Origin of the sequence: Xanthomonas sp. LF06-19, assembly GCF_034105425.1 — a bacterium.
Lineage (GTDB): Bacteria > Pseudomonadota > Gammaproteobacteria > Xanthomonadales > Xanthomonadaceae > Xanthomonas_A > Xanthomonas_A sontii.
In genome coordinates, this window is record NZ_JAXGGH010000002.1 from 416,567 (window position 1) to 433,359 (window position 16,793).

Genomic DNA, 16,793 nt, shown 5'->3' on the forward strand with positions numbered 1-16,793 from the left:
GCACGGCCTGTGCCGAGTGCGGCGCAAGGCGCAGCAATGAGCGGCGTCAGACGTCCTGCCGCCTGCGCTCACTCAGCCGATCTGCTGGCCGACCCACCAGGTCGTGCCGCCTGGGTCGCGGAAGCCGCCACGCCGGTCCGGATCGTCCTTCTGCACCGGCGCCTGTACCGCCGTGGCACCGGCAGCCAGCGCACGCTGGTAGATCGCATCCACATCGCGCACGTAGACATGCACATGCGCCGGCACCGCCGGCCAGCCCTCGACCGCATCGCAGAACATCACCACGGTGTCGTCGATGCGCACCTCGCCGTGGGCGAGCAGGCCACCCTCACCGGGAATCTGCCGCAAGGGTTCGGCGTCGAACACCGCGACCAGGAACGCGATGGTCCGCTGCGCACCATCGACAATGAGATACGGCGAGACCGAGGTGTAGCGCGCTGGCTTGAACGACATGAAGAACTCCCGAGGGTCGAGTGTCGCAGGCAGGTCGACGTGTGCGGTGGTGAAGCGCCTCATGCAACGTGCGGCGATGCCAAAAGGCCACTGCGCCGCGGCGTGCAGCCGCGCTCACAGCGCGCACGTGCTGAGCCGCGCGGCCAGCGTAAAGGGGACCGTGCCCAGGTCGTCCAGGCCTTCGACATCGAACGCATACACGCCCTTGGCCACGAGCGTCAGTTGCCCGTCGCGCGAGAGGTTGAAGGTCAGCGTATCGACATCGACCGGGTGGTGCGCGCCGGCCAGAGACAGCGAGCCGTCGATGTAGCCGTCCTGCGGGTTGCGCGGGAAGTCGAAGCGCTGGCCGGCCAGCTCGCCGAGCCTGAGCGACGGCAGCGCGATGCCGTCCAGGCGGATCGCGGTGTCCACGATCTCGCCGGCGTGCAGGAACGGGCGCAGCAGGATCTCCAGCGAGGCGGCGCCCGGGAGGCCGGACAGGATCGCGTGGCGCGGCTTCAGTTCGCTGGGCGAGAACGTCGACATCGCGGCGCCGTCCTCAGTGCTGCGCCACCGGCAACACCACGTCCATCAGCGTGGCGTCGTCCGGATCCGGCGTGGCCTTGAAGCCGAGCTGCCGGCACATCGCCAGCATGGTGCGGTTCTCGCGCAACACCTGGCCTTCGACCACCTTGAGACCGAGCCAGCCGGCGTACTCGATCATGATCCGCATCAACTGCCAGCCGATGCCGTGGCCCTTGAGGTCGGAGCGGATCAGGATGCCGTATTCGCCGCGGTCGTAATCGGCGTCGGCATGCAGGCGCACCGCGCCGAGCATGTCGCCGCTGCGCGGCTCGATCGCCACCAGCGCGATCGAACGCGCGTAGTCGAGCTGGGTCAGGCGCGCGATGAATTCGTGACTGAAATGCTTGACCGCCTGGAAGAAGCGCAGGCGCAGGTCTTCGTCGGTGACGCGGGCGAAGAAGCTGCGGAACAGCGCGTCGTCCTCCGGCCGCACCGGGCGCACGAACGCGGCGCTGCCGTCGTTGAGCACGATGCGCCGCTCCCACTCCTTGGGATACGGGAAGATCGCGAAGCGCGGATGGCCGCGGCCCTTGTGCAGGCGCCGCGACGGCGCCACCGCCACCCGTGCGTCGACCGCGATCACCCCGTCGCGGTCGGCCAGCAGCGGATTGATGTCCAGTTCGCGGATCTCGGGCAGGTCGGCCGCCAGTTGCGCCAGCTTGACCAGCACCATCGCCACCGCACGCTCGTCGGCCGCCGGCACGTCGCGGTAGGCCTTGAGGATGCGGCTGACGCGGGTGCGGCCGATCAGTTCGTGGGCCAGGCGCAGGTCCAGCGGCGGCAGCGCCAGCGCCTTATCGTCGATCACCTCCACCGCGGTGCCGCCGCGGCCGAACACGATCACCGGGCCGAAGGTCGGATCGTCGGCGATGCCGGCGATCAGTTCGCGCGCCTTCGGCCGCAGCAGCGAGGGCTGCACCAGCACGCCGTCGATGCGCGCGTCCGGCCGCGCGGCGCGCGCGCGGGCGAGGATGCCCTCGGCCGCATCGCGCACCGCCTCCACGCTGACCAGGTTGAGGCGCACCCCGTCCACGTCGGACTTGTGCGGGATGTCGGCCGAATGGATCTTCACCGCCACCGCCGAGCCCTGCGCCAGCATCGGCGCGGCCACCTGCGCCGCGGCCTCGGCATCGGCGGCGTGCGCCACCGGCGCGGTGGGGATGCCGTAGGCGGCCAGCAATCGCGTGGTCGCCAGCGGGTCCAGCCAGGTCTGCCCGGCGGCCAGCGCCGCGTCGACGATACCGCGCGCGGCGGCGGCGTCGAAGGCGAAATCGTCGGGCAGGCTCGGCGGTGTTTCCATCAGTGCCGCCTGCGCCTCGCGGTAGCGCACCAGGTGCATGAAGCCGCGCACCGCGTCCGCCTCGGTGGCGTAGGTGGGGATGCGCGCGGCGTTGAGCGTGGCGGTGGCGCTCTCGTCGTTGCCCAGCCACACCGCGAACACCGGCTTGTCGCGGTGATGGCGCGGGCGCTGGCCGAGGATGCGGGTCAGCGCCTGCGCCGCCTCGGCGGAGGAGGTGAACGCGGTCGGCACGTTGACCACCAGCACCGCGTCGTTCTCCGGATCCTCAAGCAGCGCACCGGCGGCGGCGGCGTAGCGTTCGCCGTCGGCGTCCACCACGATGTCCACCGGATTGCGATGCGACCATTCCTGCGGCAGCGCCGCGTCCAGTTGCTGCTGGGTGGGCGCCGAGAGCGCCGCCAGGGTGCCGCCGAGATCGGCCAGCGTATCCACCGCCAGGCGGCCGACGCCACCGCCGTTGCTGAGGATGGCCAGGCGCCGGCCGGGGAAGGTGCTGAGCCGGCCCAGCGTCTCCGCCGCGGCGAACAGTTCGTCCAACGCACGTACCCGCAGCAGGCCGGCGCGGGCGAACGCGGCACCATACACCGCATCGGAACTGGCCAGCGCCTGCACGTGGGTGTCGGCGTTGGGATCGATGCGCAGCTGCCGGCCCGACTTGACCACCACCACCGGCTTGGCGCGGGCGGCGGCGCGGGCGGCGGACATGAACTTGCGCGCGTCGCGGATGTGCTCGACGTAGAGCAGGATCGCGCGGGTGCGGTAGTCGGTGGCGAAGTAGTCGAGCAGGTCGGCGAAGTCCACGTCCAGCGCGTCGCCCAGCGAGACCACCGCCGAGAAGCCGACCGCACGCGCCACGCCCCACTCCACCAGCGCCGCGGCGATGGCGCTGGATTCGGAGATCAGCGCCAGGTCGCCCGGCTGCGGGCAGTGCGCGGCGATGCTGGCGTTGAGCCGCGCATGCGGCGCGATCACGCCCAGGCAGTGCGGGCCGAGGATGCGCAGGCCCTTGGCGCGTGCGGCGCTCTCCACCCGCGCCGCGGCCGAGCCCGGCCCGCTGCCGAGCCCGGCGGTGAGGATGATCGCCGCGGCGACGCCGCGCCGCGCGGCGATCGACACGATGCGCGGCACCATCCGCGCCGGCGCGGTGATCACCACCAGGTCCGGCACCCAGGGCAGGTCGGTGAGCCGGCGCACCGTGGGCACGCCGTCGATCTCGCGGTAGCGCGGGCTGACCCAGCCGATCTGCCCCGGGAACCCGGCCGCGCGCAGGCTGCGCACCACCGCCCGCCCGGCCGAACGCTCGCGCGGGCTGCCGCCGACGATGGCGACCGAGGCGGGGCGGAACACGGACTGCAGGTGATAGGTGCTCATGGCGGCGGCGGAGGCGAGCGAATGCGCTAACGGTACACGGCTGGCCGCGGCGCGGGGATGATCCGGGTCGCGCGCTGCGGCGTTGACGGCGATGCCGCGCATCCGGCGACAGCTGCGCTGGCGAGATTCCGGCCTCCGCGTGTCGGGGCTGAAGCCCCTCCCACAGGGAGCTTGGGTCGGCGGCCCGTTACGCACGCACGCGCGCTTGACCGGAATCCGGAACGACACGGAACATTGCTGGACTTCCCGGTGTGGGAGGGGCTTCAGCCCCGACCCGACCAGGCCACAGAGACCAGGCGGCGGCGTACACCGGGTGCGCAGGGCAGGCGGCGCCGCCTTCCCCGCAGAAAGACCGCGCCAGACGGCTGCCCACCGCCGATCCTTCGCGGATCCGCCATGTCCATCGGAGCCCGCAGGCACAGCCCGGGTCAGCACCCGGTCGCATTGGCGGCCGCATAATGCGGCGATGGAGACGACTCGTGCATAGCGGCGGCCTGGAACTGGCGCTGGTGCTGCTGCTGGCTGCGGTGATCGCGGTGCCGGTGTTCAAGCGCCTGGGCCTGGGCGCGGTGCTGGCCTACCTGGCCGCGGGCGTGGTGCTGGGGCCGGACGGGCTGGGCTTCGTGCAGGACACCGAGCGCATCCTCAACGCCGCCGAGATCGGCGTGGTGATGCTGCTGTTCCTGATCGGCCTGGAACTGTCGCCGGCGCGCTTGAAGGTGATGCGGCATGCGGTGTTCGGTGCCGGCAGCGCCCAGGTCGCGCTGACCGCGCTGCCGCTGGGCGCGCTGGCGCTGTGCATGGGCCTGAACTGGAAGAGCGCGCTGGTGATCGGCCTGGCGCTGGCGCTGTCCTCCACCGCGGTGGGCCTGCAACTGCTGGCCGAGCGCAAGGCGCTCAACAGCGACTACGGCCGGCTCGGCTTCGCCATCCTGCTGTTCCAGGACCTGATCGCGATCCCGCTGCTGGCCGCGGTGCCGCTGCTCGGCGGGGCCAAGAACGACACCCTGACCTGGACGGAAGTGGGCCAGGCGCTGGGCGCGCTGGCGCTGGTGGTGCTGTGCGGGCGCTTCGTGCTGCGCCACCTGTTCCGCACGGTGGCGCGCACGCGCATGCCCGAGGTGTTCACCGCCAGCGCGCTGCTGGTGGTGCTGGGCAACGCCTGGTTCCTGCAGAAGGCCGGGCTCAGCCCCAGCCTGGGAGCGTTCCTGGCCGGCGTGCTGCTGGCCGATTCGGAGTTCCGCCACGAACTGGAGGCGCAGATCGAGCCGTTCCAGGGCCTGCTGCTGGGCGTGTTCTTCATCGCCGTGGGCATGGGCATCGACCTGGACCGCATCGTCGCCGAGCCGTGGCTGATCGCCGGCGCCGTGGCCACGCTGTTGCTGGTCAAGTTCGCGCTGCTGGCCGGCATCGGCCGCGTGCTGCGCCTGCCCTGGCGCAGTGCGCTGCTGCTGGGCAGCCTGCTGTGGCTGGGCGGCGAGTTCGCCTTCGTGGTGTTCACCGAGGCGCAGCGCGTGCGTCTGCTCGACGACGCCACCCACGACCGCCTGGTCGCGGTGGTCGGCGTGTCGATGGCGCTGACGCCGCTGCTGCTGATCGGCATGCAGCGCCTGCTGGGCGGCAGCGAGGCCGGCAAGGGCAAACCGCAACCACCGCCGGCGGCGCAGTACGACACGGTGGACACGCAGCGCGCGCAGGTGCTGATCGCCGGCATGGGCCGCTTCGGCCAGATCGTGGCGCGCCTGCTGACCGCGCAGCGCATCCCGTTCGTGGCGCTGGAACACAATCCGGACACGGTGGAGGACCTGCGCCGCTTCGGCAACCAGCTCTACTACGGCGACCCCAGCCGCCCGGACCTGCTGCGCGCGGCCGGCAGCGACGGCATCCGCATCTTCGTGGTGGCGATGGACGACCCGGAGACCAACATCAAGACCACGCGGCTGATCCGCCGGCTCTACCCCACCGCCAAGGTGCTGGCGCGCGCACGCAACCGCCAGCACGCCTGGCGGCTGATGGACCTGGGTGCGGAGCCATTCCGCGAAGTGTTCGCCTCCAGCCTGGAGTTGAGCGAGCAGGTGCTGCTCGGCCTGGGCCTGGATGCGACGACCGCGCGCGATCGCATCGCCCGTTTCCGCGAGCACGACACGCAACTGTTGCGGGCCCAGCACCTGGTCTACGACGACGATGCGGCGGTGGTGCAGACCGCGCGTGCGGCGCGCGCCGACCTGACCAAGCTGTTCGAGGCCGACGTCAACGATCCGACGGCGGGGCCGGCGGCTACGGCGGGCGCGACAGGCGCGGAACAGCAGCGCAGTTGATGCTGGTGGCTTGGCTGCGCGGCCAACGGTGTCCCAGGCATGCGCTGCGTATGTGCGCTCGTCGCTGCCGACAACCGCGGTCACGGTGGGTACGCCGTTGTCACGCGCGACAGATAGCGATGGGGACGCCGACGATTGGCCGAGGCACGTGCCCACTGCGTGGTGCGCGTGTAGTCGAGCGTGGTCGCGTCGGGGCTGAAGCCCTTCCCACACTGACGGTCGACAGCGTCCGTGGCGGTGACGCCTTTGCTGGCTGCGATGACAGGGGCGGTGGGCTCCCACGGCATGCCGGCTCGCCAACGCCAATGCTCGGCAAGCGCGCTGTGTCCGCACGGCGCCAATCCTTCCATTGTGGGAGGGGCTTCAGCCCCGACTGCAGGATCCAGCCGCCGTCGCTGCGCCGCTCCTGCTGACATGGAGGCATCTCCCCGAGCACCGGCGCTCACGCCAGCGCCCGGGGCATCGCTTCAGCCCTTGCGTGACGAACGCTTCGCTGCGGTGCCGCTGGCCGCGCGCTTGGCGGCTTTCTTCGCGACTTCCTTCGCGACCTTCCTGGCCGCCGGCGTCTTCGCCGGCGCCGAGGCAGGCTTGCGCTTGGTCGACTTGCCTGGCTTCGCCGAAGCCGAGGCATCGCCCGCCTTGGCCCCGCCACGCTTCGGTGCCGGCGTCACCGGCCGGGTCTCGGTGGTGGCGGTGGCTTCGGGCGCGCGCCGCGGCGGCGGGCGGCGCCCGGCGGTCAGGGTGCGCCAGGTGTGGCCGCCGTTGAGCGCCAGCAGCGCATCGGCCGCGGCCGGGCCGGCGCTGCCGGCCGGGTACTGCGGGGTCTCGTCGGCCGAGGTTTGCCACGCGTCGAGGATCGGCTGCACGATGCGCCAGGCCGCCTCGACCATGGTCGCGTCCTGGAACAGCCCGGCCTCGCCGTGCATGCAGTCCTGCAGCAGGCGCTCGTAGCCCACCGTGTATTCCTTGGGGAACCAGTCGCGGTAGCGGAAGTCCATGCGCACCGGCGCCAGGCTGACCCGCGCGCCCGGGCGCTTGACGTCGAACTGCAGCGAGATGCCTTCGTCTGGCTGGATGTGCAGCACCAGCCAGTCCGGGCCGTAGCCGCCGATCTCGGCGCTGCGCAGCGGCGCCAGCGGCGCCGGCTTGAAGCGGATCGCGATCTCGGTGGTGCGCTCGCGCAGGCGCTTGCCGGTGCGCAGGTAGAACGGCACGCCGGCCCAGCGCCAGGTGTCGACCTGCAGCTTCATCGCCACATAGGTCTCGGTGTTGGAATCCGGCGGCACCGTGTCTTCCTCGCGGTAGCCCGGCACGGCGTTGCGACCGATCGCGCCGGCCGCGTACTGGCCGCGGACCACGTCGGCCGGACTCAGCGGCCGCACCGCCTCGATCACCTCGGCACGCCGGCGCAGCATCGCCGCCGGGGTGAAGGCCGCCGGCGGTTCCATCGCGATCATCGCCAGCAACTGGAACAGGTGGTTGGGCACCATGTCGCGCAGGCAGCCGGTGGGGTCGTAGAAGCCGCCGCGGCCCTCCACGCCGATGGTCTCGGCCGCGGTGATCTGCACGTGGTCGATACGGTCGCGGTTCCACACCGGCTCGAACAGGCCGTTGGCGAAGCGGAAGGCGAGGATGTTCTGCACCGTTTCCTTGCCGAGGAAATGGTCGATGCGGAACACCTGGTCCTCGTCCAGCACGCGGCCGACGATGGCATTGAGCTCGCGCGCGCTCTGCAGGTCGTGGCCGAATGGCTTCTCCACGATCACCCGGCGCCAGCCGCTGCTGGCGCCCTGCTTGACCAGCCCGGCCGACCCCAGCTGTTCGATCACCGGCGCGAAGAAGCGCGCCGCGGTGGCCAGATAGAACAGCACGTTGCCGCCGGTGCGGTACTGCGCGCCGATCTTCTCCAGCAGCGCGCCCAGGCTGCGATAGGTGCCGGCATCGTTGAAGTCGCCACGCAGGTAGTGCAGGCGCGAACGCAGCCAGCCCCATACCTCCTCGTCCAGGCCATCGGCCTTGAACTCTGCGTCGCGGTCGGCCATCAGCCCGCGCATCGCATCGCCGAGCATGCGCCGCCACGCCACTTCGCTGACCGCGCCGTGGTCCACGCCGATGACCGCGAATTCCTCGGGCAGCGCACCGCTGTGGCGCAGGTTGTACAGCGCCGGCAGCACCAGGCGCCGGGTCAGGTCGCCGCGGGCGCCGAACACCACGATCAGGCAGGGAGGAGTGGTCTGGGAGGCATCGCTCATGGATGGGTGTCCTGTTCGCCGATCAAGCCATGCAGGCGCAGCGCCGCGTGGACCAGCGCCACGTGCGAATAGCCCTGCGGGAAATTGCCGAGCATGCGGCCGCTGCGCGGGTCGTACTCCTCGGCCAGCAGGCCGACGTCGTTGCACAGCGCGAGCAGGCGCTCGAACAGCGCGCGCGCCTGCTCGCCGCGGCCGAGCAGCGTGTAGTTCTCCACCAGCCAGAAACTGCAGGCGATGAAGGTGCCCTCGCCGGCCGGCAGGCCGTCGCCGCTGGCGTCGTCGGCGCGGTAGCGCTCGACCAGGCCGTCGATGCTCAGGTGTTCGGCGATGGCGTCGGCGGTGGCGGCCACGCGCGGATCGTCCGGCGGCAGGAAGCCGACCAGCGGGATCAGCAGGGTCGCCGCGTCCAGCCGCTCGCTGCCGTAGCTCTGCACGAAGTAGCCATCGCGGTGCAGGCCCTGCGCCAGCACCTGCGCATGGATCTCGTCGGCCAGCGCGCGCCAGTGCGCGCGTTGCGCCGCGTCGGCATCGGTGACGCCGTCGCGCGCGCCGCAGTCGAACGCCAGCCACGCCATCACCTTGGAATGCACGAAGTGCTGGCGCTTGTCGCGGATCTCCCAGATGCCCTCGTCCGGCTCGCGCCAGCGCTGCTCCAGCACCTCCAGCAACTGCCGCGCCAGCGAGCGGCCATGCACCGCCGTGGCCATGCCCTCGTGGTGGCCGCGGTGGAACGCGGCGATCACCTCGCCATAGACATCGAGCTGGAACTGGCCAACCGCGGCATTGCCCACGCGCACCGGCGAGGCGCCTTCGTAGCCGGGCAGCCAGTCCACCGTCCATTCGGACATGCGCCGCTCGCCGCCGATGCCGTACAGCGCCTGCAACTGGTCCGGCGAGCCGGCCACGGTGCGCTGCAGCCAGCCGTGGAACGCGGCGGCCTCGTCGAAATAGCCGGCCGCGCGCAATGCGGTCAGGGTGAACACCGCATCGCGCAGCCAGCAGAAGCGGTAGTCCCAGTTGCGCTCGCCGCCCAGGCGTTCCGGCAGCGAGGTGGTCGGCGCGGCGACGATGGCGCCGGTGGGCAGATAGCTCAGGCCCTTCAACACCACCAGCGAGCGCCGCACCGCCTCGGTCCACGGGCCGGCATGCAGGCAGCGGTGCGACCAGCCGTGCCAGAACGCTTCGGTCTGCGCCAGCGCCTGTTCCGGCGCCAGCAACGGCGGCAGCTCCAGGTGCGAGGCGCCGTGGCTGAGCACGAACCAGGTGCTTTCGCCGGCTTCCAGCACGAACTCGGCTTCGGTGGCGAAGCCGTGGCCGTGCATGGCCTGCGGGCTGCGCAGCGCGATCTGGTCCGGCCCGGCCACCGCCTGCAGGCCGCCCTCGATCTGCGACACCCAGGGAATGGTGCGGCCGTAGTTGAAGCGCAGCTGCAGCTGCATGCGCAGCGGCACACGGCCGTGCAGGCCGCGCACGATCCGCACCACGTGGTTGTGCATCACCTCGTCGTGACTGGCGACCATGAAGTCGAGCAGCGCCACCGCGCCGGTGTCGGTCTCGAACCGCGTCTCCAGCACCAGGCTACCGTCGCGGTAGGCACGGGTGCTGGTGAAGTCGCCCTGCGGCGCGATCGCCCAGCGGCCGTGGTCGGGTTCGCCGAGCAGGGCGGCGAACAAGGCATCGGAATCGAAGCGCGGCAGACACAGCCAGTCGATCGAGCCGCGACGGTCCACCAGAGCCGCGCTGCGGCAGTTGCCGAGCATGGCGTAGTCTTCGATTCGCGAGGCCATCGTGGGCGCCGGTGCGGAGGAGCGGCGAGTCTGCCAGCGCCGGTGTTTGCGTCGCGTAATCGCCGCGCGGCGCCGTTCAGGCGCGCGCAAGCGGCCGGCTGCGGCTACACTGCGGCTGCGCATGACTTCCGATCCCGCTGCCGCCGCCCTGCGCACTCTGGTCCTGGAGGACGATCCGATACTGCGCGATCGCATCCTGGTGCCGGGGCTGCGCCGTTTCGGCTTCGCCGCCGACGGCTGCGGCACCGGCGCGGAACTGCAGCAGCGGGTGCAGCGCGAGGGCGCCGAGATCGTGGTGCTGGATGTCGGCCTGCCCGACACCGACGGCTTCACCCTGGCCGGCGCGCTGCGCCTGCAATACCCGGACCTGGGCATCGTCATGCTGACCAGCCTGGGCCAGACCGAGGACCGCATCCGCGGCCTGACCGGCGGCGCCGACGCCTATCTGTCCAAGCCGGTGGAAATCGACCTGCTGGCCGCGACCCTGCACAGCCTGGCGCGGCGCGTGAGCGGGCGCCCGCCTGCGGCGCCGGCGCGCGGGCGCTGGCAGGTGAGCGAGGACGGCTGGTGCCTGCTGTCGCCGACCGGCGCCGCCGCCGCGCTGACCGGCAGCGAACGCCGGCTGTGCCTGCGCCTGCTCGAGCAACCGGGCCTGCTGGTGGCGCGCGAGGCCTTGATCGCCGCGCTCACCGACCGCGTGTACGACTTCGACGCGCACCGCCTGGATTCGATGGTGCACCGCCTGCGCAGCAAGGTGCAGCGCCGCTGCGGCGAGCCGCTGCCGCTGGCCGCGGTGCACGGCAAGGGCTACATCTTCGATCCCGCCGGCTGACGCGCACCGCGCGCGCGCGGCGCCGCAGCGCACAGACCTTCCGGGCAGGCGCTACATCGCCACCGCATCGGCGTGCGGCAGCACGATGCGGAAGCGCGTGCCCACGCCCACCGTGCTGTGCACCTGGATCCGGCCGCCGGCGCGTACCACCAGGTCGCGCACCACCGCCAGGCCCAGGCCGGTGCCGCTGTCGGCGGGCTTGGTGCTGTAGAACGGCTCGAACACCTGCGCGGCCACCTCCGCCGGCATGCCGTGGCCGTCGTCGGCGACCTCGATGACGGTGCCCTCGTCCTCGCTGGACACGGCGATGTCGAAATGGCCGCGGTCGGCGATCGCATCGCGGCTGTTGGAGGCCAGGTTCAGCAGCATCAGGTCGAACTGGCTGCGCTCGAAACGGATCGGCGCCGGCGCCGCCGGCAGCGCGCAGCGCAGCACGATCCGCGCTTCCAGCAACTGCCGCAGCATCGGCTGCAAGGCCTCCACCGCGGCCGCGGCGTCGAAGCGTTCGACATGCTCGGCGTCGCGGCGGCTGAAGCGCAGCAGCCGGCGCACGATGGTCATGCCGCGCTCGGCCGATGCCTCCACCGCCGCCAGGCTGTCCTCCAGCTGCGCGATGCGCTGCGCGTCGCTGGTCAGGTCGTCGTCGTGGCGCGCGGCGGCGAAGCCGGACATCACCGCCAGGATGTTGTTGAAGTCGTGGGCCAGGCCGCTGGCCATGCGCTCGGTGATCTCGCGTTTCTGCGCGTGGATCAGCTGGGTCTGTGCGCGTTCGCGTTCCTGCATCTCCTGCTGCAGGCGCTGGCCGCGCGCGTTGGATTCGCGCAGGCTCTCGCGCAGCGCCTCGGTGGTGCGGTCCAGCAGCAGCGCCACCAGCAGGTAACTGAACAGCACCGGCAGCACGTTGAACAGCGCCTGCGCCGGCGCGCCGGCCAGTTCGGCCAGCGCATCGCGGCCCACGCCGACGCCGAGCATCAGCAGCAAGGCGACGAAGGTGACCCACAGCGCGCGGCGCCCCAGCACCAACCCGGCCAGGATCAGCACCAGCATCTGCGCCAGTTGATCCGGCAACTGCCGCTGGAAGCCGTGGATGGCGGCGTTGACCAGCAACGAGCCGAGCATCGCCCCGAGCAGCAGCCGCACGCCGCCGCGCAGGGCGCCATGGCGCACGCGCACGAAGCCGATCGCCGCGCACACCCCGATCAGCAGACTCATGGTCAACGAAATCAGCATGCCCGGCGGCAGCGGCTGCCCGCGCAGCTCCGGCCAGGCCAGCACCACCGCCACCACGATCGTGGCGGGAATGGTCACCGCCAGGAACAGCAGCAGCAACTGGATCACCCGCGCATTGCGCCGATCCACCTCGTCCACCAGCGGCGCGCGGCCCAGCCAGTTCCAGAACGCCTTCGCCATGCCGCCGTGCTCCATTCCCGTTCAGTGAGAATCCGATGATGATCATGCGAGAACTTGCAGGTGACAAGCCGGTGACGGCGGGCCTAAGTTCGCATGACGGAGCACGCCCGGGGACGACGGCGCTGTTTCCAGACCACTCCAGACCGATGCGGAGGCGCACACGCGCCGCCGACGTCACCTTCTGCCCTGCCGTTTTTTCAGCCCGAGATCGCCATGAACGCATGCTCTTCCCTGCGCGGCACCGCCGCCCGTCATCCGATTCCCCGCGCGTACAGCACCCTGGCCCTGGCCTGCGCGCTGTGCCTGACTTCGACGGCGATGGCGCAGACGCCGACCACCACGACGACCGGCACAGCCCAGTCCACCGGCACCGACGCTACGGCCAGCGACGCCAGCGCCACGCCGGCCGCGACCACCTACGACCCCAGCGTCTACTTCAAGGCCACCGGCAGCGCCGACAGCAACGCCGGCGCCGACGCCGACGGCGACGAAGCGCTGGCCGCCGGCGAGGCCGCCTCGGCGGTCGGCACAGGCACCATCGCGCTCGGCGGCGGTGCGGTCGGCTACGCCAACCACGCGGTGGCGGTGGGCCACAACAGCCTGGCCACCGAGGTCTCCACCACCGCCGTCGGCGGCATGCTCGACCTGGATTTCTCCTACCAGCCCAACGGCGTGGTGATCCTGCAGCAGACTTCGGCCACCGGCGTGGCCGCCACCGCGCTGGGCGCCGGCGCCCAGGCCAGCGGCAAGTACAACGTGGCGGCCGGCGCCGGCGCGATCGCCAGCGACCGCTCCAGCGTCGCCGTCGGCGGCATCGTCGACGTGGGCGAGGAGATGAGTCCGGGCTTCGGCGCCGAAGGCACCCAAATGCAGGCCACGCAGGCCACCGGCCCGCTGTCCACCGCGCTGGGCGGCGGCGCGCTGGCCACGGCCTACAGTTCCACCGCGGTCGGCGCCCTGGCCGAAGCCAGCGCCAACCGCACCGTCGCCGTCGGCACCACCGCGGTGGCCAACCAGTACGCCGCCGTGGCGGTGGGCGCGCAGAGCCAGGCCACCGCCGAGTGGGCCACCGCCTTCGGCAACGGCGCACGCGCCTGGGGCACCCACAGCGTGGCCATGGGCCCCAGCGCGTTCGTCCAGAACGACGACGGCACCGCGGTCGGCCCGGCCGCGTTCGCCGGCGGCGTCGGCTCCACCGCGCTCGGCAACCGCTCCTGGGCCGGCGGCACCCGCAGTCTGGCCCTGGGCGGGGGCATGGTGTGGAACGGCAACTTCTTCCTCGATACGCCGGTGCTGTTCTACGACAGCATCGCCATCGGCACCAAGTCCGATGTGTTCGGCGACCAGTCGATCGCGATCGGCCCCGGCGCGCGGGTCGGCAACTCGCAGTTCGTCAACGACAAGCAGACCATCACCAACAACAGCGTGGCGCTGGGCGCCGGTTCGGTCGCCGAACGCGACAACACCGTGTCCATCGGCGCAGCGGGCGCCGAGCGCCAGCTCACCAACCTGGCCGCCGGCACCATGGACACCGACGCGGTCAACCTGGCGCAGCTGCGCAACGTCGCCGCCGCGTTCGGCGCCGGCAGCGTGGTCGACGCCAACGGCAACCTGATCGGCGGCAATTACCTGGTGCAGGGCACGCACTACACCGACCTGGGCTCGGCGATGGGCGCGCTCGACACCGCCCTGACCGGCTTCGGCAACCGCCTGAACACGATCGGCGGTTCCGGCGGCATCAGCGTGGGCGGCGGCGACGGTGCGGCGAGCGCGCCGAGCACCGGCGCCGGCACCAATGCCGTGGCCGTGGGTTCCGGGGCCACCGCCAACGGCAACAACGGCCTGGCGATGGGCGCGCAGGCGCTGGCCTATGGCCCCAACGACACCGCCATCGGCGGCAACGCCACGGTCAATGCCGACGGCAGCACCGCGGTCGGCGCCAACGCCCGTGTCGCCGCGGTGGCGACCAACGCGGTCGCGCTCGGCGAGAGCGCCAATGCCTCGGCCGCCTCGGCCACCGCGCTCGGCCAGGGCGCCTCGGCCAGCGCCGCCAATTCGGTGGCGCTGGGCCAGGGCTCGGTCGCCAACCGCGCCAACACGGTCTCGGTGGGCAGCGCCGGCAACGAACGCCAGGTCGCCAACGTCGCCGCCGGCAGCGCCGACACCGACGCGGTCAATGTGGCGCAGATGCGTGCCGGCAACAGCGCCACCCTGAGCAGCGCCAACGCCTACACCAACACCCGCATCACCGCGCTGGACGACAGCTTCAACCAGTTGCGCACCGACACCGAGCATCGCCTCGACGGCATGGACCGGCGCATGGACCGGCTCGGTGCGATGAGCGCGGCGATGCTCAACATGGCGGTCAACGCCGCCGGTACGCAGAGCCCGCGCGGGCGCGTGTCGGTCGGCGCCGGCTTCCAGGGCGGGCAGCAGGCGCTGTCGGTCGGCTATGCCCGCAAGATCGGCGCGCGCGCCTCGTTCAGCCTGGGCGGCGCGTTCAGCAGCGGCGAGGCCTCGGCCGGCATCGGCGTGGGCATCGATCTGTGACGTCACGCGGCGCCGCGCGCGCCGCTGTTTTCTTCTTCTCACCTCTCTCTCCAGGATCCGCAGATGATGTCTTCCAATACGCTCGCCGCTGCCCTCGCCGCCGTCCTGTTCGCCGGTGGCGCGCAGGCGGCCTCCCCCACCATCGGCCTGGGCGGTGTGCAAGGTCCGGTGCCGCAATCGGCCAGCGCCAACGACCTGGGCCAGCGCTTCATCGTCAAGACCCGTGACGGCGGCAGCCAGGCGCGCAGCCTGCTGGCCACCACCCTCAGCAGCGCAGTGGCGCGCAGCGGCATGCAGCGCGCGCAGATCGGCAGCAACGGCCTGACGCTGCGCAGCGCCGTCAGCGCCAAGGTGCTGCGCGACATGGCGGTGCCGGGCTGGCATGTGGTGCAGACCTCGCGCCACCTCAGCGACAGCGAGCGCACCGCCTTCATCAACGAGCTGAAGGCCGATCCGTCGGTGGTGTCGGTGCAGGTCGATCGGCTGTACCGGCGCCTGGACGAGGCCAGCGTGCGCCTGCCGGCCGCCATCGCGGCCGCCGCCTCCACCACCCCCAACGATCCGGCCTACGCCAAGCTGCAGTGGAACTTCCACGACCCGGTCGGCGGGGTCAACGCCGAGCAGGGCTGGACCCGCTCCACCGGCAAGGGCGTGGTGGTGGCGGTGGTCGATACCGGCGTGGTCAAGGACAACCCGGATCTGGCCGCCAACGTGCTGCCCGGCTACGACATGATCACCGACCACCGCGTCTCGCGCCGCGACACGGACGGTCGCGTGGCCGGCGGCTACGACCTGGGCGACTGGGTGGAAGCCGACTACTGCACCGCGCTGGGCGCGTCCGGCAATGCGCCGGCGCCGAGTTCGTGGCATGGCAGCCATGTCTCCGGCACCATCGCCCAGGTCACCAACAACAACCTGGCCACGGCCGGGCTGGCCTACGATGCCAAGATCGTACCGGTGCGCGTGCTCGGCTCCTGCGGCGGCTTCGGCAGCGACATCGCCGACGGCATGCTGTGGGCCGCGGGCCTGCCGGTGGCCGGCCTGCCGACCAACCCGAACCCGGCCGAGGTGATCAACATGAGCCTGGGCAGCGGCGCGCCGGACACCTGCCCGCAGATCTACCAGGACGCGATCGACCAGATCAACGCCAAGGGCACGATCATCGTGGTCGCCGCCGGCAACTCCAACGCCAATGCCTCCACCTACACCATGTCCTCCTGCAACGGCGTGATCAGCGTCGGCGCTTCGCGGGTGAACGGCGGCCGCGCCAGCTACTCCAACTACGGCACGCGCGTGGACATCGCCGCGCCGGGCGGCGGCGGCGACGTCGACGGCAACCCGAACGGCTACATCTTCCAGGTGATCAACGGCGGCACCCAGAGCCCGACCGGCGACTGGCAGATCGGCGGCATGGCCGGCACCTCGATGGCCTCCCCGCACGTGGCCGCGGCGGTGGCGATGGTGCAGAGCGTGGCCAAGACGCCCTTCAGCTGGACCGGCATGCGCGACCTGCTGCGCGCCAGCGCGCGGCCGTTCCCGGTGGCGATCCCCACCAGCACGCCGATCGGCGCCGGCATCCTGGACGTGGACATGCTGCTGCAGATGGCCACCACCCCGCCGTGCGATCCGTCCGACAGCAGCTGCGTGCCGCCGACCAAGACCCTGGTCAACAAGGTGGAGATGCGCGGCATCGGCAGCCAGGGCGGCGACGCGCTGTACAGCTTCCAGGCCGCGGCCGGCACGGTGGTCAGCTTCATGACCTTCGGCGGCACCGGCAACGTGGCGATGTACGTGTCTGCGGGCAAGACGCCGACCAGCAGCAGCTACGACGCGCGTTCCACCCGTGCCGGCACCACCCAGGCGGTGCGCCTCACCCCGTCCAGCGCCACGACCTACTACGTGCGCCTGAGCGGCAGCTACAGCGGCCTGACCCTGGTCGGGCGGCAGTAACGCCCG

General features: G+C 71.7%; 9 protein-coding genes and 1 pseudogene. 4 read left to right on the forward strand and 6 right to left on the reverse strand.

The genetic code is table 11. The features are described 5' to 3' along the window. Window positions 1-72: 72 nt before the first annotated feature. From SLW55_RS05875 to SLW55_RS05885, 3 genes are all read right to left on the reverse strand, one after another. A complete protein-coding gene (locus tag SLW55_RS05875; protein WP_320744811.1) occupies window positions 73-453 on the reverse strand; it encodes a VOC family protein in 381 nt (126 codons plus the stop codon). A gap of 114 nt (window positions 454-567) precedes the next feature. After that, on the reverse strand, window positions 568-978 hold the full coding sequence (locus SLW55_RS05880) for a hypothetical protein (RefSeq protein ID WP_284467948.1): 411 nt from the start codon (window positions 976-978) through the stop codon (window positions 568-570). A gap of 13 nt (window positions 979-991) precedes the next feature. Then, complete coding sequence (locus tag SLW55_RS05885; protein WP_152235927.1) at window positions 992-3,688, reverse strand: bifunctional acetate--CoA ligase family protein/GNAT family N-acetyltransferase; 2,697 nt, start codon at window positions 3,686-3,688, stop codon at window positions 992-994. 479 nt (window positions 3,689-4,167) lie between these two features. Here SLW55_RS05885 and SLW55_RS05890 point away from each other — a divergent pair, with 479 nt between their 5' ends. Beyond that, window positions 4,168-6,006 carry a monovalent cation:proton antiporter-2 (CPA2) family protein gene (locus tag SLW55_RS05890; RefSeq protein WP_320744812.1) on the forward strand — a complete coding sequence of 613 codons (1,839 nt, stop codon included), beginning with the start codon at window positions 4,168-4,170 and terminating at the stop codon, window positions 6,004-6,006. 407 nt (window positions 6,007-6,413) lie between these two features. Here the strand turns inward: SLW55_RS05890 and zwf are convergent. Next, window positions 6,414-8,258: pseudogene (zwf, locus tag SLW55_RS05895) on the reverse strand (glucose-6-phosphate dehydrogenase); the annotation flags it as partial. Then, window positions 8,255-10,045 (reverse strand): glycoside hydrolase family 15 protein, encoded by a 1,791-nt coding sequence (locus SLW55_RS05900; RefSeq protein ID WP_295957803.1) that lies wholly within the window; start codon window positions 10,043-10,045, stop codon window positions 8,255-8,257. The gene SLW55_RS05900 and the pseudogene zwf, both read right to left, overlap by 4 nt. A gap of 121 nt (window positions 10,046-10,166) precedes the next feature. Here SLW55_RS05900 and SLW55_RS05905 point away from each other — a divergent pair, with 121 nt between their 5' ends. After that, entirely contained in the window at window positions 10,167-10,877 is a 711-nt protein-coding gene (locus SLW55_RS05905) for a response regulator transcription factor (RefSeq protein ID WP_017915915.1), read from the forward strand. Window positions 10,878-10,928: 51 nt separating this feature from the next. Here SLW55_RS05905 and SLW55_RS05910 read toward each other — a convergent pair whose 3' ends face one another. Then, window positions 10,929-12,287, reverse strand: a complete 1,359-nt coding sequence (locus SLW55_RS05910) for a HAMP domain-containing sensor histidine kinase (protein ID WP_150409029.1) — start codon at window positions 12,285-12,287, stop codon at window positions 10,929-10,931. A 213-nt stretch (window positions 12,288-12,500) separates the two neighbouring features. Here SLW55_RS05910 and SLW55_RS05915 point away from each other — a divergent pair, with 213 nt between their 5' ends. Both SLW55_RS05915 and SLW55_RS05920 read left to right on the forward strand, forming a co-directional pair. Further along, a complete protein-coding gene (locus tag SLW55_RS05915; protein ID WP_267098832.1) occupies window positions 12,501-14,837 on the forward strand; it encodes a YadA-like family protein in 2,337 nt (778 codons plus the stop codon). A 63-nt stretch (window positions 14,838-14,900) separates the two neighbouring features. After that, window positions 14,901-16,787: a S8 family serine peptidase gene (locus tag SLW55_RS05920; protein WP_148827775.1), complete on the forward strand. Its 1,887-nt coding sequence runs from the start codon at window positions 14,901-14,903 to the stop codon at window positions 16,785-16,787. Window positions 16,788-16,793: the final 6 nt, after the last annotated feature.

Coding starts and splice junctions, on each gene's coding strand:
- SLW55_RS05900 (WP_295957803.1), bottom strand. CDS start 10,045: ATGGCCTCGCGAATCGAAGACTACGCCATGCTCGGCAACTGCCGCAGC.
- SLW55_RS05915 (WP_267098832.1), top strand. CDS start 12,501: ATGAACGCATGCTCTTCCCTGCGCGGCACCGCCGCCCGTCATCCGATT.
- SLW55_RS05910 (WP_150409029.1), bottom strand. CDS start 12,287: ATGGCGAAGGCGTTCTGGAACTGGCTGGGCCGCGCGCCGCTGGTGGAC.
- SLW55_RS05880 (WP_284467948.1), bottom strand. CDS start 978: ATGTCGACGTTCTCGCCCAGCGAACTGAAGCCGCGCCACGCGATCCTG.
- SLW55_RS05905 (WP_017915915.1), top strand. CDS start 10,167: ATGACTTCCGATCCCGCTGCCGCCGCCCTGCGCACTCTGGTCCTGGAG.
- SLW55_RS05885 (WP_152235927.1), bottom strand. CDS start 3,688: ATGAGCACCTATCACCTGCAGTCCGTGTTCCGCCCCGCCTCGGTCGCC.
- SLW55_RS05875 (WP_320744811.1), bottom strand. CDS start 453: ATGTCGTTCAAGCCAGCGCGCTACACCTCGGTCTCGCCGTATCTCATT.
- SLW55_RS05920 (WP_148827775.1), top strand. CDS start 14,901: ATGATGTCTTCCAATACGCTCGCCGCTGCCCTCGCCGCCGTCCTGTTC.